The 17,921-nt window shown below is 67.0% G+C and carries 19 protein-coding genes and 1 pseudogene; 10 read left to right on the forward strand and 10 right to left on the reverse strand.

Annotated features, from left to right (window positions below; genetic code table 11):
* Positions 1 to 2: 2 nt before the first annotated feature.
* From ALI144C_RS48370 to ALI144C_RS56985, 6 genes and pseudogenes are all read right to left on the reverse strand, one after another.
* The gene (locus ALI144C_RS48370) at positions 3 to 1,478 is read right to left on the reverse strand and encodes an SDR family oxidoreductase (RefSeq protein WP_076994044.1); all 1,476 of its coding nucleotides are present in this window, start codon (positions 1,476 to 1,478) and stop codon (positions 3 to 5) included.
* Positions 1,479 to 1,481: 3 nt separating this feature from the next.
* Complete coding sequence (locus tag ALI144C_RS48375) at positions 1,482 to 2,429, reverse strand: SRPBCC family protein (RefSeq protein WP_076994045.1); 948 nt, start codon at positions 2,427 to 2,429, stop codon at positions 1,482 to 1,484.
* A gap of 1 nt (position 2,430) precedes the next feature.
* A complete protein-coding gene (locus ALI144C_RS48380) occupies positions 2,431 to 2,739 on the reverse strand; it encodes an ArsR/SmtB family transcription factor (RefSeq protein ID WP_076994046.1) in 309 nt (102 codons plus the stop codon).
* Positions 2,740 to 2,772: 33 nt separating this feature from the next.
* A complete protein-coding gene (locus tag ALI144C_RS48385) occupies positions 2,773 to 3,516 on the reverse strand; it encodes a hypothetical protein (RefSeq protein ID WP_076994047.1) in 744 nt (247 codons plus the stop codon).
* Entirely contained in the window at positions 3,513 to 4,166 is a 654-nt protein-coding gene (locus ALI144C_RS48390; protein ID WP_269086752.1) for a terpene synthase family protein, read from the reverse strand. Before ALI144C_RS48390 ends, ALI144C_RS48385 begins: the two co-directional genes overlap by 4 nt.
* Positions 4,167 to 4,394: 228 nt before the next feature.
* Positions 4,395 to 4,490: pseudogene (locus tag ALI144C_RS56985) on the reverse strand (DNA-binding response regulator); the annotation flags it as partial.
* 246 nt (positions 4,491 to 4,736) lie between these two features.
* On the opposite strand from ALI144C_RS56985, the gene ALI144C_RS48395 reads away from it, so the two are divergent.
* Positions 4,737 to 5,825, forward strand: coding sequence for a hypothetical protein (locus tag ALI144C_RS48395; protein ID WP_076994049.1), 1,089 nt, complete (start codon positions 4,737 to 4,739; stop codon positions 5,823 to 5,825).
* 11 nt (positions 5,826 to 5,836) lie between these two features.
* On the opposite strand, the gene ALI144C_RS48400 is transcribed toward ALI144C_RS48395, so the two are convergent.
* From ALI144C_RS48400 to ALI144C_RS48410, 3 genes are read right to left on the reverse strand one after another with little or no spacing between them, the layout of a single operon-like run.
* Complete coding sequence (locus tag ALI144C_RS48400; RefSeq protein WP_076994050.1) at positions 5,837 to 6,481, reverse strand: response regulator transcription factor; 645 nt, start codon at positions 6,479 to 6,481, stop codon at positions 5,837 to 5,839.
* Positions 6,478 to 7,683 (reverse strand): sensor histidine kinase, encoded by a 1,206-nt coding sequence (locus ALI144C_RS48405; RefSeq protein WP_076994051.1) that lies wholly within the window; start codon positions 7,681 to 7,683, stop codon positions 6,478 to 6,480. Before ALI144C_RS48405 ends, ALI144C_RS48400 begins: the two co-directional genes overlap by 4 nt.
* 54 nt (positions 7,684 to 7,737) lie before the next feature.
* Entirely contained in the window at positions 7,738 to 8,349 is a 612-nt protein-coding gene (locus ALI144C_RS48410; protein WP_076994052.1) for a LysE family translocator, read from the reverse strand.
* 243 nt (positions 8,350 to 8,592) lie between these two features.
* On the opposite strand from ALI144C_RS48410, the gene rpsO reads away from it, so the two are divergent.
* From rpsO to ALI144C_RS59270, 9 genes are all read left to right on the forward strand, one after another.
* Positions 8,593 to 8,862 carry a 30S ribosomal protein S15 gene (gene rpsO, locus ALI144C_RS48415; RefSeq protein ID WP_054294817.1) on the forward strand — a complete coding sequence of 90 codons (270 nt, stop codon included), beginning with the start codon at positions 8,593 to 8,595 and terminating at the stop codon, positions 8,860 to 8,862.
* Between the two features lie 218 nt (positions 8,863 to 9,080).
* Positions 9,081 to 11,345 carry a polyribonucleotide nucleotidyltransferase gene (locus ALI144C_RS48420; RefSeq protein WP_076994053.1) on the forward strand — a complete coding sequence of 755 codons (2,265 nt, stop codon included), beginning with the start codon at positions 9,081 to 9,083 and terminating at the stop codon, positions 11,343 to 11,345.
* Entirely contained in the window at positions 11,342 to 12,715 is a 1,374-nt protein-coding gene (locus ALI144C_RS48425) for a M16 family metallopeptidase (RefSeq protein ID WP_083754049.1), read from the forward strand. The genes ALI144C_RS48420 and ALI144C_RS48425 overlap by 4 nt, the downstream gene beginning before the upstream one ends.
* Complete coding sequence (dapB, locus tag ALI144C_RS48430; protein ID WP_076994054.1) at positions 12,712 to 13,452, forward strand: 4-hydroxy-tetrahydrodipicolinate reductase; 741 nt, start codon at positions 12,712 to 12,714, stop codon at positions 13,450 to 13,452. Before ALI144C_RS48425 ends, dapB begins: the two co-directional genes overlap by 4 nt.
* Positions 13,449 to 13,889 (forward strand): tetratricopeptide repeat protein, encoded by a 441-nt coding sequence (locus ALI144C_RS48435; RefSeq protein WP_076994055.1) that lies wholly within the window; start codon positions 13,449 to 13,451, stop codon positions 13,887 to 13,889. The genes dapB and ALI144C_RS48435 overlap by 4 nt, the downstream gene beginning before the upstream one ends.
* A 17-nt stretch (positions 13,890 to 13,906) precedes the next feature.
* Positions 13,907 to 14,749 carry an alpha/beta hydrolase gene (locus tag ALI144C_RS48440; RefSeq protein ID WP_076994056.1) on the forward strand — a complete coding sequence of 281 codons (843 nt, stop codon included), beginning with the start codon at positions 13,907 to 13,909 and terminating at the stop codon, positions 14,747 to 14,749.
* 42 nt (positions 14,750 to 14,791) lie between these two features.
* A complete protein-coding gene (locus tag ALI144C_RS48445) occupies positions 14,792 to 16,021 on the forward strand; it encodes a helix-turn-helix domain-containing protein (protein ID WP_076994057.1) in 1,230 nt (409 codons plus the stop codon).
* An 86-nt stretch (positions 16,022 to 16,107) separates the two neighbouring features.
* Positions 16,108 to 16,428, forward strand: coding sequence for a hypothetical protein (locus tag ALI144C_RS48450; protein ID WP_083754050.1), 321 nt, complete (start codon positions 16,108 to 16,110; stop codon positions 16,426 to 16,428).
* Between the two features lie 5 nt (positions 16,429 to 16,433).
* Positions 16,434 to 16,676, forward strand: a complete 243-nt coding sequence (locus ALI144C_RS59270; protein WP_143231342.1) for a helix-turn-helix domain-containing protein — start codon at positions 16,434 to 16,436, stop codon at positions 16,674 to 16,676.
* Positions 16,677 to 16,727: 51 nt separating this feature from the next.
* On the opposite strand, the gene ALI144C_RS48460 is transcribed toward ALI144C_RS59270, so the two are convergent.
* Positions 16,728 to 17,912, reverse strand: coding sequence for a DUF418 domain-containing protein (locus ALI144C_RS48460; protein WP_143231344.1), 1,185 nt, complete (start codon positions 17,910 to 17,912; stop codon positions 16,728 to 16,730).
* Positions 17,913 to 17,921 lie beyond the last annotated feature (9 nt).

Here is a 17,921-nt window from a genome sequence, read left to right on the forward strand (position 1 = left end):
CCTTACCCTCGTGAGTGGTTCGCCCCCGCGCCGCTCACGAGGGTTTCCGCTGCTCCAGTGATGTTCTGGGACATACCGCCGAAGACGACGCCGTGGAACGGCGCGATCGACTTCCAGTACAGGTGCCCGGCGAGACCATGCGGTTCGAAGATCGCCCGTTGCCGGTAGGTCGCGCCGCCGTCGCCGTTCGGCACGACGCACAACTCCAGCCACGCCCGCCCTGGGACACGCATCTCGGCGCGCAGCCGCAACATGTGTGGGCGTTCCAGGTGCTCCACGCGCCACCAGTCCAACGCCTCGCCCACGTGCAGCCTGCGTGGGTCCTTCCGGCCGCGCCGCAGGCCCACGCCGCCCGCGAGCCGGTCGATCCAGCCCCTTACCGACCATGCCAGCGGGAACGAGTACCAGCCGTGCTCGCCGCCGATGGACTCGATCACCGACCACAACGTCCGCGGGTCGGCGCTGGTCCTGGTTTCGCGGACGTCGGTGTAGATGCTCCCGCCGGACCAGTCGGGGTCGGTCGGCAGCGGGTCGCTCGGCGCGCCCGCGTCCGACCAGCGCGTGGGCACGTCGGCGTCGCGGATCTTGGCCAGCGCCAGTTCGATCGCGTGCTCGACGTGGGCGAGGCCGTCGGCAGGCGGCGGGATGTGCCCGTCGATGTCGTGGTCCCGGCAGATCACCTCGTGCACCAGCGACTCGATCAACGGCACCGCGATGCTGCGCGGCACCGGCGTGACCAAGTTGACCCACTGCGCCGACAACCACGGCGTCAGGATAGGGACGGGCACAACGACACGCCGTTGCAGCCCGGCGACGACGGCGTACCGGCGCATCATGTCCAAGTAGGACACCACGTCCGGCCCGCCGATGTCGAAGCCGCCGTTGACCTCGGGCGGCAGGGTCGCCGCGCGCGTGAGGTAGTGCAGCACGTCCCGGACCGCGATCGGCTGGATCCGGTTGTGCACCCAGCGCGGGGTGACCATCGCGGGCAGGCGTTCGGTCAGGTACCGCAACATCTCGAAGCTCGCCGAACCCGAGCCGATGATGATCGCGGCTCGCAGGACCGCGGCCGGTACGCCCGAAGCGAGCAGGATCTCGCCGACTTCCTTGCGGGAGGCCAGGTGCGGCGACAGCTCACCGTCAGGCGTGATCCCGCCGAGGTAGACGATGCGTTCGGCGTTCGCCTGCGCCGCGGCCTTGGCCACGTTGTCCGCCGCCGCGCGGTCGATGTCCACGAAGTCCTTTTGATGCAACGAATGCACGAGGTAGTAGACGACCTGCTGGCCCTGGACGGCGTCGGCGACACTCGCCGGATCGGTGACGTCTCCGCGCACGATCTCGACGTCCTCGCGCCACGGGACCTCGGCGAGTTTGCCGGGATCCCGCGCGACCGCGCGTACCTCGTGGCCCGCTGCCAGCAACTGGGGAATCAGCCGTCCACCGATGTAGCCGGTCGCGCCGAAGACGACACACCGCATTGGCTACTGCCTCCGTCGAGTCTCGTAGTACCTGGTCAGCTCCGCGACCCGGTCCTCGGGCCACGGACACCGGACGTCACCGTGCAGGCCGGCGAAGAACAGCTCAAGGTGAACCTGCCACGCGGCGAGCCATTCCGCATGGTGTTCGGAGAGCGCCGCCGGGACGGATTGGGTCAGTTCGACCCGGCTGCCCAGCGTCTCGTCCCAGACGAACACCCAGCGGACCGTGCCCGCCGGTGATCCGTCGTGCAGCCACTCGTACTCCAGGGTGCTCGGGGCGTCCGCCGTGGTGAGCTTCCCTGGTTGGACGTGCCCGTTGGTCGCGCGCAGCGGCGGCTCGCCTGCCAGCGGCGCGTCCTCGACCAGGAAAGCCCACGTCACGTCCTGTGGCTTCCACACCAGATCCCGCGCGAAACGCAGTTCGACGCCGCCGTCGACCTCGTGCACGCTGCCCTCGCCGAGACCGAACTGCTCGATGTAGCTCTCCGCACGGCCGAGCCAGTCGTCGTCCTGCGCGGGCGTCCGGCCGTCCAGCTGGGCGACCATCGCGTCGAGGCACTGGTCCCAGCCGGACGCGGTCCTGGCCGCGCCGAGCTTGCCGACCCAGCCACCACCCACCGTCTGGGTGAACACGAGCAGGCAGCCGTCGCCGTCCGGGATCAGCTCGAACCGCAGGACGTCCTGGTTCCAGCGGAACATGAACACCTTGGGTTCGTCGACCTCGAGCACCTCGCCGTCCCAGACACCGTCCACAACGGCTTCCTCGGCGAAGGTGAACCGCATGGGCGCGCCTGGCCGCAGTTCGACCTCCACGGCCGCGGGGAACCAGTGCGCGAGTTCGGCCGGTTGCATGACCGCTCGCCATACTTTCGCTGGTGGATGCCGCAGTCTGCGCTCGAAACGCAGCGTGGGCTTGCCGTCGATCGTGTTCAGGGTGGCGCGTTCGGTCACGTCAGTCCTCCATGGTGTCGAGGTGCCGTTCGAGGGCGTCCAAACTGGACGTCCACATCCGCCGGTACGGCTGGAGCCACGCGTCGAGCTCGGTGAGCGGTTCGAGGCGCAGCCGGTACCAGCGGCGCTGTGCGTCCTGCCGTACCTCGACGAGGCCCGCGCTCCGCAGCACTTTGAGGTGTTTCGACACGGTGGGCTGGGTCAGCCGGAGCCGGTCGACCAGGTCGTTGACGGGGCGTTCACCCGCCCGCAGCAGGTCGAGAATCTCCCTGCGGCTGGGCTCGGCCAGCACCTCGAAGATAGATGCCATATGAGCAATATAGCCCTAGTGGCATATACGAGGTCAACCCCACGCGACGGTGCTCTTGCCAGGCCGGTCGATCCGCACGACGAAACCACAAGCGACCGTCCCGATCGCGACCAGCGCGGCAACCAGAACCCACGTAGTCGTCGAGTTCGCGGCGATCCACGCCAACGCCCAGCACACCGCGGACGCGAACCCGGCCACGGCAGGCAACCGCAGGACAGCGAGCGCCGCGAGCAACCCGGTGAGCAGCAGTGCGACGATCGCGGCCGCGGTTCCCGGCGCCGCGTCGTACGCGGCCGCCGTCGTGGCCGCCCCGGCGACTGTCGCGACCGCGACCCAACCCAGGTAGACCATCACCGGGATGTGCAGCAACAGCCTGTCCAGCCACCCTTCGGCGGGCTGGAGCCGCAGCGCCGCGCCGAGCAGGCACACCAGGAGCGCGACGATCACGAACTGTGCGGGCAGCAGCAGCCGATTCGTGAACAACAGAATCCACGACGCGTTCAGCACACCGGCACCGACCAGCCACCAACCTGTCCGCTGGTGCACGTCACGGACGCGCTGGCGAGGTAAGGCCTGCCGGACCGCCAGCGCCCCGAAGCCGACGTAGATCAAGGACCAGATGGTGAACGCGGCACCGCTGGGCAACAACAGCGTGGGATACGAATTGGCCACGACACCGACGGACTCGCCCCACAACCCGGCGCCACCGACGAACCCGGCGACGACCTGCAGGACAGCGACCAGGATCAGCGCACCAGCCCGTGTCTTGTCCGTCATCCACCCATTGTGGTCGCAGCCGTGGCTCCCGGCACGACGAATCCCGCGGTTCCCAGCCCGTGCGGCGTGAGGGAATGGGGGGATCTTCCTGCGCCAGGAGGATTCCCGGTACCGGGCGGTCTCCGAATGCCACTGGTAGGACCCCGCGATCCAGTCCGCAACGCCTGCGCGTACTCGGCCGGGACCTGCTCGGCGAGCCGGTCAAAGGTCTCCAGTCTCACCTGGAGCAACTGCCGCACCCGGACAACGGCATCCGGCGCTCCCAGAAACCCCTGAGAGGCAACAACACCGTTGCTGACGTCGTGCTCGTACTCGGTTTCCCTGCGGAAGGAGAGCAGGTCGATCACGTCCCCGAACACGTCGTACAGGCGGCGCACGGCCGTGGTCGACGGTGGTGAGGGCAGGTCGGTGGCGAACTCGGTCAGCCGGATCGCCCAGAGCGTGCAGCCCGCCGACCGTCTCATGTCCAGGTAGTCGACCGGTTCGGGAATCCGCTTCGCCGCCAAGTTCTCGATCTCCCCCAGCGCGCCGTCGAAGATGTGCGGAGTCGCCGCAGCGAGTTGTTCCGCGTGCGGTTCCGGCGTTCTGCGCATGAGTTCGGCGAGCCCGCGTCGCCCCGGTCCTTTCGGGCGGCTCGACCCTTCCGCCAGTTCGGCGACGAACGCTCGCGCACCCGTCGAAGTCCTGCTGGTCCCAGATCGCGAACCGCGGGTCGGCGCTGTCGACGAGGCCGACCCGGCGCGCCCACGCGCGGGAGTGCGACCTGGCTTCGGTCACGTTGGCGTTCCGCCGGGGCGGGTACGGCGGCAACAGGTCAAGCGTTACACGAGGCAGCGTGGCACCGAGCCGGAAGCCGGTCCATTCATCGAACGCGTGAACTACTCGGCCAGGTACCGGAGCACGGCGAGCACCCGCCGGTGGTCGGTTTCCGACGGTGGCAGGCCGAGCTTGGCGAAGATGCTGCTGATGTGCTTCCCGCTCTCGTGTGCCGGGTTCCGGATCGACGGACCTGGAATGTGGGCCGGTCAGGAGATGGCTCATTCACCGATTGGAGTGAATCACTTCGCTGCTCAGGCCGAAGTGGCATGTGTCGTCGGCGAGGTGCGGAGTGAGATCTCGCTGGTGAGCACCCGTTATCCGCTCCAGACAAGAATGGAGCCCCAGGCGCGTGCGGGCAGAGGCGACACTGGGGCGTTCGCTCTCAACGATAGCATCCCCGCATGTCGGATGGCGAGATCGATGTGTCCGCAGTGTGGAGCACGCTCTCCGAACCGCGGATGACGCCGTACCTCCAGTCCGCGGAGAATGACCGAGAAACGGCGCTTGAACTCTACGTGTGGAGTGCCCGTGTCGCGGCGGCGGCCTTCGAGGTTGTCGGTCACCTTGAAGTCCTGCTGCGCAATGCGCTCGACCGCTGTCTCCGCAGTCATTTTCGGGAGGAGCAATGCGGGATACCCTGGTTCTTGCTTCCCACACCTGGTGGCGAACATGTTGCTGATGCCGTGGCGGTGGTGCGTGAGCGACTTCGGCCACTTGGGCAGGAGTCCCGTCACCAGATCGTCGCTGGGCTGAGTTTCGGGTTCTGGGCAGGACTGATCGGCCCCAAGTACGAGGACTTGTGGCGGGAATGTATCCATCGAGCCTTCCCGAACTCGTCGGGCAAGCGCAAGCAGATAGCAATCGCCGTGGAGCGTGTGCGTAGGTTTCGAAACCGGCTCGCTCACCACGATTCCACGATCAATGTGGACATACCGTTCGAGTATCGCCAGGCGATCGAGCTCGCCTCGTGCATCGATGCGGACGCGGCGAAGTGGCTTGAGCGTTGCGGCAATGTGATGGCTGTGTACGCGCAGCGGCCGATCAAGGCCTGTGACACCGTTGTGGTGCCTGCCAAGCAGGCATGGCAGGTCTACCAGGATTGCTGTGCCTATCTGTGCCAGCCCGGACGGGCTTTCCGGCCGGTCGAACGCATCGCCTTCTACCTGGACCGGGAGATCAAGCCGGAGGTTCCTGCTGTGGCGCACCGGCGTGACAACGTCGAATGGTCGCGGGACGCAGCCTCTCGTCTGAGGGACTCGACGGACCGAAACGACCGGAAGATCGCCAAGGTGATCGACTCGACGATCGACAGTTGGACGGGCGGCCGCTATCAAGTCTTCCTGCTGACCGCTCCCGGGCACCCGGACCATCGACGGCTGAAGGTGCCACTACCGCACAATGGCACAGGTCGTGGCTCAGCCTTCGTGCAGAAACAACGATACGTCTCACTTCACTCGCTCGAAACAGCATCGACCACAGCCGATGTCTGATACTTGTCGCCTTACTCCGCCAGGTACCGGAGCACGGCGAGCACCCGCCGGTGGTCGGTTTCCGACGGTGGCAGGCCGAGCTTGGCGAAGATGCTGCTGATGTGCTTCTCCACCGAGCCCTCGCTGATGAACAGCGTCTTGGCGATCGCCGTGTTCGTCCGGCCCTCGGCCATCAGGCCGAGCACTTCGCGTTCCCTGGCGGTGAGCGCGGACAGGTCCTGTGACCGGCGGCTCGCGCCGAGGACCTGGGTCACCACCTCGGGATCGAGCACGGTCCCGCCCGCCGCGATCTGGTCACACGCGGACATGAAGTCGCGCACGTCGGCCACGCGGTCCTTGAGCAGGTACCCGACTCCGCGAGCCCCGCCTGCCAGCAGTTCCGACGCGTACCGCGTCTCGATGTGCTGGGAGAACACGAGCAGTCCCACCGAGGGGTGCGACTGCCGCACGGCCAAGGCCGCGCGGACACCCTCGTCGGTGAAGGTCGGTGGCATCCGGACGTCGACAACGGCGATGTCCGGGACGTGTTCGGCGACCACGGCCGTGAGCTCGTCGCCGGTGGTGACGGTCGCCAGCACTTCATGGCCGCGTGTGGTCAGCAGCAGCGACAAGCCGTCCCGCAGCACGGCGCTGTCCTCCGCGATGACGATCCTCATGCCGGGAATGAGATCACGACCTCGGTCGGGCCACCCCGCGGGCTGGTCACCGTCACCGTTCCGTCCACTGTGGCTACACGTTCCCGCAGACCGGCCAGCCCCGCGCCCGGTTTCACCGCCGCCCCGCCGATGCCGTTGTCGGACACCACGATCCGTGGTCCCGGCGCGGTGACGGACACCGACGCGTTGGTGGCGTGCGAGTGCTTGACGACGTTGGTGAGCAGCTCCGCCGTGCAGAAGTAGGCGATCATCTCGATCGCCTGCGGCGGCCGCTCGTCCAGCGACACCGACAGCGACACCGGGATCGGGCTGCGGGAGGCCAGTGTGGCCAGTGCGGCGTCCAGCCCTTTGTCCAATGCGGCCGGATGGATGCCCCTGGCCAGGTCACGCACCTCGACGAGGGCTTCCTTGGCGTTGGCGTGCGCGAGGTCGACCAACTTGCGGGTCGTGGTCAGGTCCGGGTCGCCCTCCAGTTCCTCCTTGACCATGCCCAGGTGCATCGCCAGCGCGACCATGCGCGCCTGGGTGCCGTCATGCAGGTCCCGTTCGATCTGACGCAGCCGCGCGGCGGCGTCGTCGACGGCGTGTGCCCGCGTTTCCTCCAGGTCACGCACGCGTTGGCTGAGCGTCGTCGCGCTGAGCAGTCCCTTGAGCAACAACCGGTCGATGAACACGAGGCCGCGCGTCACCCACGGCGCGGCCAACAGCAGCAGCACTCCGACGAGAGCCAGGAGGATGGCGTTGGGCCAGGTGTCGATCTTGGTGTCGGTGAACGGCATGCCGAGCTTGTCGTCCAACGCGAACCAGTACGTGAGATGCGTGAGCATGAACAGCCCGTACAGCCAGAACGCTCCGCTCAGCACGAAGGTGGCCACACCGAGCGGGGCCTTGAGCACGACGTAGAACACCGCTCGCCAGCTCGCCCCGTCGAGGAGCACCGCCGGGATGATGCCGCGCCGTGGCTTGGGCGGGGCGGGCTTGGTGATGTCCAGCTTCAGCAGGGACCTGGCCATGCTGCGGTAGGTGTTGCCGAGACCGCGCGCGATCAACAAGCCGAGCGCGGCCAGCGGCAACCCGATGAACGTGATCGACAGCGCCGAGCCGACGACGAGCGGCGCGAGCATGAGCACCAGGCCGACCAGGCACAGGGGCAGGCACGCGAGTACGTAGAGCACCTCGGCCCCGGTCCTCCTGGTGAACATGTCACCAAGCCTGCCGCACGCTGGGGCGACGTACGACCCAGGTAGCCCCCACGGCTACTCGGCGGCCAGCCTGGCCCCGAACCCGACGAGCACCGTGCCCATCACGCCGTCGACGGCGCGCCGCACGCGCGGCCGCCGCAGCAGGTGCCCGATCGCGGAGAAGCCGACCGAGTACATCGCCATCCACCCGAAGCTCACCACGGCGGTGGTCGCCACCAGAGCGACCGCGAGCAGCGGTGACGAACCCGGCGTGATGAACTGCGGCAGCAGCGCGGACGTGAACAGCGCGGTCTTCGGGTTGAGGGCGTTGGTCAGCAGCCCTTCCCGGTAGGCGTTGCGGACCGGCCGTCCCGCCCGCGGTGCGTCCGGGGCCGGTGAGCCCCGGAAAGCCGCGATCAGCGCGCGCGTCCCCAGGTAGCAGAGGTACGCGACGCCGACCCACTTGACGACGGCGAACGCGACGACGGAGGAGGCCAGCACCGCGGCGATCCCGGCGACCGACGCCGCGCCCCACGCCAGCTGGCCGGTACTGCACCCCAGAGCTGTCAGCAGCCCGGCCCGGCGGCCGGACGAGACCGAGTTCTTGATCACCACGGCCGTGTCCGGGCCGGGCACCAGCGCGGCGAGCAACGCCACACCGGCGAACGCGAGCAGTGCACTCAACATCGGGTCAGGTTACTGACCTGCGGGAAATATGCACGAGCGTTCGAGTGCCGGGATTCAGTAGAATGGGTCCCAGTGGTGAACTGCCTGATCCGAGCGTGTGGTGCCCGCTCGGTTGCCTGCGTGCGCATCGGTCCTGATACCCTTCGTAGTTGGGTCCTGCTGTGGTCCGTGGCGGCTGGTACCGACTAACGCCTCTTCACGAGGCGTCCTCACGGGACAGAGAAGAGAACAAGGAGAACACGCGTGGCGCTGACCACCGACCAGAAGAAGACGATCCTCGGCGAGTACGGCTTGCACGACTCGGACACCGGATCACCCGAGGCGCAGGTCGCGCTGCTGACCAAGCGGATCAGCGACCTGACCCGGCACCTTCAGGAGCACAAGCACGACCACCACTCCCGCCGCGGCCTGCTGCTGCTGGTGGGACGCCGCCGCCGGTTGCTCAACTACGTGGCCAAGGTGGACATCCAGCGGTACCGGTCGCTGATCCAGCGGCTCGGCCTCCGCAGGTGAGCTCGGGAGGGGGAGCGGCTGACGGCCGCTCCCCCTCCGCACATTGACAAGAACAAGAAGGGCTTGGCGGACGGGGCAGTATCTGCGCCGGTCCTCGGTAGTGGCTTCCGGGTAGCAAAGAGGAACCCGGGGGCTTCGATCGAAGACCGGCCTCGTCCACACCGCGTCGACGGCGGAAGTTCCGACCGCGGGCCCGTTAGACGAGGAGAAACAACTACATGACTGACTCCCAGGAAGCTGGGGTCCACGAGACCACTGCCGTGATCGACAACGGCAAGTACGGCACGCGCACGGTCCGTTTCGAGACCGGTCGCATCGCCAAGCAGGCAGCGGGCAGCGTCGTGGCCTACCTCGACGAGGAGACCATGCTGCTGTCGGCGACCACCGCGTCGAAGCACCCGAAGGAGCACTTCGACTTCTTCCCGCTGACGGTGGACGTCGAGGAGCGGATGTACTCCGTCGGCCGCATCCCCGGCGCGTTCTTCCGCCGTGAGGGCCGTCCCTCCACCGACGCCATCCTGGCCTGCCGGCTGATCGACCGGCCGCTGCGCCCGTCCTTCGTGGACGGCCTGCGCAACGAGATCCAGGTCGTCGTCACGGTGATGAGCCTGGCCCCGCAGGACCTGTACGACGTCGTGGCGATCAACGCCGCGTCCGCGTCCACCCAGCTCGCCGGCCTGCCGTTCTCCGGCCCGGTCGGTGCCGTGCGCGTGGCGCTCGTCGAGGGCCAGTGGATCGCGTTCCCGACCCACGAGCAGCTCCAGACCGCCGTGTTCGACATGGTCGTCGCGGGCCGCAACGTCGGCGACGACGTGGCGATCATGATGGTCGAGGCCGAGGCGACCGAGAACGTCATCGACCTGATCGGTGAGGGCGGCACCGCGCCGACCGAGCAGATCGTGGCCGAGGGCCTCGAGGCCGCCAAGCCGTTCCTGCGCGCGCTGTGCGACGCCCAGCAGGAGTTGGCCGACCGGGCTGCCAAGGCCACCGGCGAGTTCCCGGTGTTCCCGGCCTACCAGCCGGACGCGTACGAGGCCGTCGAGGCGGCCGCGTCGGTCAAGCTGGCCGAGGCGCTGTCCATCGCGGGCAAGCAGGACCGTGAGGCCGCGATCGACGAGGTCAAGGCCGGTGTGCTCGAGTCCGTCGGCGAGCGCGAGGAGTTCGAAGGCCGCGAGAAGGAGCTCGGCGCGGCGTTCCGTTCGCTGAACAAGAAGCTGGTCCGCCAGCGGATCCTGCGGGACAAGGTCCGCATCGACGGCCGTGGCCTGACCGACATCCGCCAGCTGTCCGCCGAGGTCGCCGTGATCCCGCGGGCGCACGGTTCGGCGCTGTTCGAGCGCGGCGAGACCCAGATCCTGGGTGTCACCACGCTGAACATGCTGCGGATGGAGCAGCAGATCGACTCGCTGTCGCCGGAGACGCACAAGCGTTACCTGCACCACTACAACTTCCCGCCGTACTCGACCGGTGAGACCGGCCGCGTCGGCTCGCCCAAGCGCCGCGAGATCGGCCACGGCGCGCTCGCCGAGCGTGCCCTGGTTCCGGTGCTGCCCAAGCGGGACGAGTTCCCGTACGCGCTGCGTCAGGTGTCGGAGGCGTTGGGCTCCAACGGTTCCACCTCGATGGGCTCGGTCTGTGCGTCCACCCTGTCGCTGCTCAACGCCGGTGTGCCGCTGAAGGCCCCGGTCGCGGGTATCGCGATGGGCCTGGTGTCCGACGAGGTCGACGGCAAGACCGAGTACGTGGCGCTGACCGACATCCTCGGTGCCGAGGACGCGTTCGGTGACATGGACTTCAAGGTCGCCGGCACCAAGGACTTCGTGACCGCGCTGCAGCTGGACACGAAGCTCGACGGCATCCCGTCCGAGGTCCTGGCCGCCGCGCTGAAGCAGGCGTACGACGCCCGGCTGACCATCCTCGAGGTGATCGCCGAGGCGATCGACAAGCCGGACGAGATGAGCGCCTACGCGCCGCGCGTGACCAGCGTGAAGATCCCGGTCGACAAGATCGGCGAGGTGATCGGGCCGAAGGGCAAGATGATCAACTCGATCACCGAGGAGACCGGCGCCGACATCTCGATCGAGGACGACGGCACGATCTACGTCGGTGCGGCGGACGGCCCGTCCGCGGAGGCGGCGATCTCCAAGATCAACGCCATCGCCAACCCGCAGCTGCCGAAGGTCGGCGAGCGCTTCCTCGGCACGGTCGTCAAGACCGCGGCGTTCGGCGCGTTCGTCTCCCTGCTGCCGGGCAAGGACGGCTTGGTGCACATCTCCAAGCTGGGCAACGGCAAGCGCATCGGCAAGGTCGAGGACGTCGTGAAGGTCGGCGACAAGCTCCGCGTGGAGATCGCCGACATCGACTCGCGCGGCAAGATCAGCCTGGTGCTGGTGAAGGAAGAGGACGCCGAGAAGAAGGCCGACGAGGCCACCACGGCGGCGACGGACGAGAAGGCATCGGCAGAGGAGCCCGCGACCACGTGACGGTTCGCAGTTCGCAAGCCGCGGGCGGTGCCCGCGGCTTACTGCAGCAGAAGCCCGGCACCACTCGCACGCTGGAGCGCACCGAGTCGGGCGAGGTCCGCAGGACCTTGCTGCCCGGTGGGCTGCGAGTGGTGACCGAGCACGTACCCGGTGTGCGGTCGGCGTCGGTGGGCATGTGGGTCGCGGTCGGTTCCCGCGACGAACAGCCCGCCGTCGCCGGCGCGGCGCACTACCTGGAGCACTTGCTCTTCAAGAGCACGGCCCGGCGTAGTGCGATGCAGATCGCCGAGGAGATCGACGCGGTCGGCGGCGAGTTGAACGCGTTCACGGCGAAAGAACACACCTGCTACTACGCGCACGTCCTCGACGAGGACCTGCCGCTGGCGGTCGACCTCGTGTGCGACGTGGTGTTCGAGGCGCTGTGCACCGAGCGCGACATGGAGACCGAGCGCAGTGTCGTGCTCGAAGAGATCGCGATGCGCGACGACGACCCGGAAGACCTGTTGCACGACGCGTTCTGCGCGGCGTTGCTGCCGGACCACACGCTCGGCCGCCCGGTGCTCGGGTCGGAGAAGTCCATCACCGAGCTGAGTCGCACCGCGCTGTACAACTTCTACAAGCGTCGCTACACGATGCCTCGGATGGTCTTCGCGGTCGCCGGGAACATCAAGCACGCTGACGTGCTCCGCTTGGTGCGTAAGGCCTTGAAGGCTCGCCTCGTCGGCGAGGTCGCTCCGATCGCTCCGCGCAAGGGCCGCGCTCGGATTCCTTCGGCGCCACGGCTCGTGCTGCACACGGAGGACACGGAACAGACGCACCTGATGCTCGGTGTGCGTGCCCTGGACCGGCATGACGAGCGCAGGTTCACGCTGGGCGTGCTGAACGCGGCGCTGGGCGGCGGGATGAGTTCCCGGCTGTTCCAGGAGGTTCGCGAGAAGCGAGGCCTGGCGTACCAGGTGTACTCATCGGTAGCGTCCTATTCGGACACAGGTCATCTCTCGGTTTACGCGGGCGTGCAACCGGATCGCCTCGGCGAGACGGCGTCGGTGATCCGCGACGTGCTGGCCCGCGTGGCGCGGGAAGGGCTGTCGGACGCGGAAGTGGCCCGGGGCAAGGGACAGCTGCGCGGCGGTCTCGTACTTGGCCTGGAGGACACCAGTTCCCGGATGTCTCGGATCGGCAAGGGCGAGCTGACGTACGGCGACTACCTGACCGTCGGCGAGACGCTCAACCGGATCGACGCGGTGACCGGTGAGGACATCGCCTTGCTGGCGAAGGAATTGCTGTCGCGGCCGATGGCCGCCGCGGTCGTCGGTCCGTACGACCACGTCGACGACGTGCCCGTCGAGGTTCACGAGGTGATGCGATGACGATCCGCGTTGGCGTGCTTGGTGCGCAGGGGCGGATGGGCGCCGAGGTCTGCCGTGCGGTCGACGCGGCGGAAGGCATGGAAGTCGTCGCGAAGGTCGACGTGGGCGACTCGCTCTCGGAGCTGTCAGGCGCCGAGGTCGTCGTGGACTTCACGCACCCGGACGCGGTGATGGACAACGTCCGCTACGCGGTGGAGAACGGAATCCACTGTGTCGTCGGCACATCCGGCTTCTCGGCGGAACGCCTGGAGACGGTGTCGGAGTGGCTGTCGGCAGCGCCGAAGGTGGGCGTGCTGGTGGCCCCGAACTTCGCGATCGGCGCGGTGCTGTCCATGCGTTTCGCGGAGCTGGCGGCGAAGTACTACGAGTCGGTGGAGATCATCGAACTCCACCACCCCCGCAAAGCCGACGCCCCATCGGGAACGGCGGCCCACACCGCCCGCCTCATCGGCGCGGCCCGCGCGGCAGCAGGCCTCGGCCCAGCCCCGGACGCCACCACCCACGACCCGGATGGTGCCCGCGGCGCACTGGTGGACGACGTCCGCGTGCACGCGGTGCGGTTGTCGGGCCTGATCGCCCACCAGGAAGTCCTGTTCGGCGGAGAAGGGGAGACCCTGACGATCCGCCACGACTCGATGGACAGGAATTCCTTCATGCCCGGTGTGGTGCTGGCGGTGCGTTCGATCGTGAACCACCAAGGCCTGCTCGTGGGCCTGGACAAACTGATGGACCTATGAGGCCGTCCGCCCGGACAACGGCACTGCTGCTGACAGCGGTGCTGGTGGTGTATTTCGTGTTGTTGTCCGGGCGGGCGATCGCACTGATCGAAACCGGGACAGCGGTGGGAATCGGCCTGGGCGTCGGGGTCCTGCTGTTGCCTTTCATCGGGTGCTGGGTGGCGTACACGTCCATCCAGTTCGGACTGCGCACCGAACAGTTGGCCAAACGCCTCGCTGCCGAGGGCACGCTGCCCGACACGTCCGACCTTCCCCGTATGCCTTCCGGTCGCGTCGACCGTGCTGCGGCGGACGCGTGGTTCGAAGAACGCCGCTCGGAAGTCGAGGCTGCCCCGGAGGACTGGCGGGCTTGGTTCCGCCTCGCTCACGGTTATGACATCGCAGGCGACCGCCGCCGCGCCCGTGAAGCCATGCGCAAGGCTCTCGAACTTTCCTGACGCGTACAGGAGGAGCAGTGTCACTCCACACCACCAACACCTCCATCCGAACGCTCGACGGGCTGTACCTTGACGGCACATTGGTTGTGCCCGAAGCCAAGTCTGGCCGGGGTGTTGTGTTCGTCCATGGCGGCGGCGTCACCAGGGAAGAAGGTGGCTTCTTCACACGTCTCGCCGATGGCCTTGGTACCGCGGGAGTGTCGACGCTTCGATACGACCTTCGTGGCCACGGAGAAAGCGAAGGTCTGCAACAAGAAGCGACGCTGGCTGCGCACCTCAACGACATCCGCGTCGCCATTGCGCGCCTGCGCGAATCCACCGGTGTCGAAGCGGTCAGCCTGCTGGGGGCCAGTTTTGGTGGTGGACTCTGCGCTTACTACGCCGCCAAGAGGCCAGAAGAACTGACCAGACTGGTTCTACTGAACCCGCAGCTGAACTACAAAGACCGCTACATAGACCAGAAGCCGCACTGGGCAAACGACCACCTGAACGACGATGCCGCCCTGCGACTCAAGGAGACGGGCTACCTCAGCCACTCGCCGACCGTGAAGCACGGGCGGGCCGTGTTGAACGAGGCCTTCTGGATCAGGCCGAACCTCGTACTCGGCGAGATCGAAGCACCGACACTGATCGTTCACGGCACCGCCGACACGTTCGTGTCGATCGACGCGTCGCGTGCGGCTGCGCGACAACTTCGGATCGAGCATGAACTGGTGGAGATCGAGGGCGCGCAGCACGGGTTCGCGGTGCATGACGATCCGCAGTACCTGAACCCGCAGAGCCAGGAATGGCAGGCGTTCGTCATCCAGACAGTGACCGGGTGGATCCTGCCGAGCCAGGCGGACAACACATCCTCCTGAGCGTTAGTCTGGGTACCGGACTCCGCGTGGATGGGGTGTGCAATGAACTTCGATATCGACCCAGTCCTACCAGTCGGAACACGGATCAAGCACTTCCGTGAACGTGCCGGAATGTCCAGGCCGGTCCTGGCAGGTCTTGTGGGGAAGACCGCCGAATGGTTGAAAGCAGTGGAGAACGGGCGGTTGCGGGCTCCCCGCCTGGACCTGCTGCTTCGGATTGCTCAGGCACTTGAGCTCGAAGATCTCGCTGTCCTCACCGGTGACGGTGTCGCTGTTCCAGTCCGTGTCTTCGCAGGGCAACGACATGCCGCGCTGTCGGCTGTGCAATCGGCGCTGACCGACTACCGGGTCACCCCGGTGGTTACGCGTTCTCCTAGTACTGAGCACCTCGCGATGCGCCTGCAGCAGGCATGGGCTGTGCGGCATGCGAGTCCTGACCACCGCACTCAATTGGGCGCATTGCTTCCCGATCTCATTCGCGACGCACAGACCGCGGCCCGCGCGACCAGTGCTGACAGTGCGCGTCAAGCCCGGCGTGTCTTGGCTGGTGTCTATCGATTGGCCGACTTCTACGTCGCGTATCAGCCTGCGCCTGAGCTGGTCTGGATGGTGGCGGACCGTGCGATGGCTGAAGCCCGATTGGCTGACGATCCTTACGCGCATGCGGCTGGTGCCTGGGCCATGGTGCAGGCGCTTCGCGACGCTGGCCGGTGGGAAGAGGCTGTGCAGTTGGCTACGGATGCTATCCGGCAACTCGTACCTTTCCTCGGCACTTCTCCCGATGACTGGCGTGGGATCTCAGGCGCACTGGAAGCTGAGATCGCCTACGTGCACGCACGTCGCGGTCGAAGCGGTGCGGCATGGGAGCACTGGGAGCGCGCCAACGCCGTGGCACTGCGCCTTGGTCCGGAATACCGTCATGTCCAGACCTCCTTCTCCCAGGCTGTGATGAGTGCGCACATGACGACCATCGGTGTCGAGTTGCGTCGCCCTGGCGAAGCGTTGCGGGCGGCGGAGTCCTTCGATGCTGATTCGATCACCTCGTTGCCTCGGCGCAGCCGACACCTGATCGAGGTTGCCCGTGGACATCATCAGCGTGATGAAAGGGCATCGGTGTTCGCGATGCTTTCTTCAGCTGAGCGAGTCGCCGACGAAACGATCAAGTACAACGGTCATGCTCGTGACATGTTGCTCGACTTGAACGCACGACCGCCATCGGGAATGCGTGAGGATGTCCGGAGTCTGTGCAGGCGTGTCGGTGTTGCTGCTTAACTCGGTCGAGTGAGGGTACAAAGTGTACCCCGTGGTCCGCAGTAGCGGACATAGCGTCTCCGTGAGTCACGAACGACTTCAGGGAGATGAAGATCTTGACCGACAACGACCGGTCCTCCGGTAAGCCACACTGTCGCCCGAGCGGCAGAGCGTTCGAGGCCCTGATCGCCGAGATGGTGGCGGATCAGGCGCCGCGGGTGTTCGCGGTGGTGTTGGAGTTCGGTGAGCAGACGGATGCGCAGATAGTGGCGTGGGGGATGACGCTCGATGACGGCGCGTACATGACGACAGTGGATGGTCGGAATCAGTTCCTGTTGGCCGAGCCGGAGAACGCACTCAACTACATACCCGCTCGGTCGAACATCACGCCGCACCTCGTGTGGGCCACTCCTGGAGTTGACGAGTGACGGTGATGGCCAGATCGACTCTGCGGCTTCCGTTCAGCGGGAACCGGTTGCGTGAGTGGCGGGAGCGAGCCGGGCTGACTCAGCGGGAGCTCGCCGAGGCCTGTGGTCTCTCGCGGTACCAGATTTCTCGCTGGGAGACCGGAGATGCCAGACCTGAACCAGGATCGCTCAGACCGCTGGTGCAAGGGTTGTCCGACGCGTTGGGCGAACCCCTCGACTTGGCCGATCTGCTCGAGTGCACCGGCTGATTCTGTCGCCAGACGCCGACGGTGCCGAAAAGTGCACCGTCGGCGCGTTCGTCACACAGCCGCAGTCCGGCGCGGTCCCGGCACGACGGTGACGATTACCTTGTGCACCAGCCACTCCAGAGGTCCACGCTGAAGCCACCGGCGCCACAGGACTGAAACCACGAGCGTCACGGCGACCACCGCGAGGAAGTACACGGCGGAATAGGCATGAGGATTCCCGACCGCCTTCAGGTAGACGATATGCCCCGCGTACCACGTCATCGCCATGCCGCCTGCGGCGGCGAGCGGCCACAGCACGCGCTGCCAGTTCCGCCGATCAGTCAGCATCAGAAGACCGCCGAGCAGCAGCAGTGCGACGCCGACCATGAACGTGATACCCACGGCGCTTGTCGCATAGAGCGAACGCTCTCCCGGCATTGCGAACAACGCCTGCCACGGCATCGTCGGCGGTTCGGCCTTGTCGATGGCGGCCGAGAAACCCAACGGGTACAGCGCGAGCCACGCCACGACGCACGCGCCGACCGCGACACAGGCGCCGACGATCAGCATACGCAGCCGTACCGCTTGGCTGCGCAGGTCGAGCCTGCCGATCGCCAGACCGGCCAGCACCAGCGGGACCCCGTAGACGGTCTGGAAACCGCCGCCGGTGAACACCAGGCTGAACAGGTAGTCGCCCCACTGACCGGGATGGGTCAGCACCGCGAGCCCGTTGGGGGTCTCGGCCCGCATCCAGTCGGTGTGCGTGGTGAACACCCAGATCGGGTACAGCGTCACCAGCGGCACGGTCGCGGCCGAAAGTGCGAACAAGGTCCGCGGGCGCAACCGTGTGAAGGGTATGAGGAACAGCAGCAGCACGGCGTAGTACGCGATCACCGACGGGCCGAACTCGTCGATGCAGAGACTGATCAGGAAAAGTGCCACCGCCCGTACCGCGACGCGCAGGAGCGCGGTGGTCATCCGCCGACCTGTGTACGGCTTCGAGCCGCCTGTCATCAGGGCGATGGAAACACCGGCGAGCAGCACGAACAAGGTCATCGCGCGCGACGACGTCTCGGTGCTCAGCCAGTGCAGGAAGCCCGGTGACTCCGCCGGTGGCCCCGCGTGCAGCCAGCCGGTCATCGGGAAGTGCATGACGAACACGCCGATGATGGCGATCGCGCGGACCGCGTCCACGCCGAGCAAGCGGTTCTTCGGCACCTCGTGGGCATCCACAGTGGACGTAACAGGTGAGGTCATGGTCGCAAG

The organism is Actinosynnema sp. ALI-1.44 (assembly GCF_001984155.1).
Classification (GTDB): domain Bacteria; phylum Actinomycetota; class Actinomycetes; order Mycobacteriales; family Pseudonocardiaceae; genus Kibdelosporangium.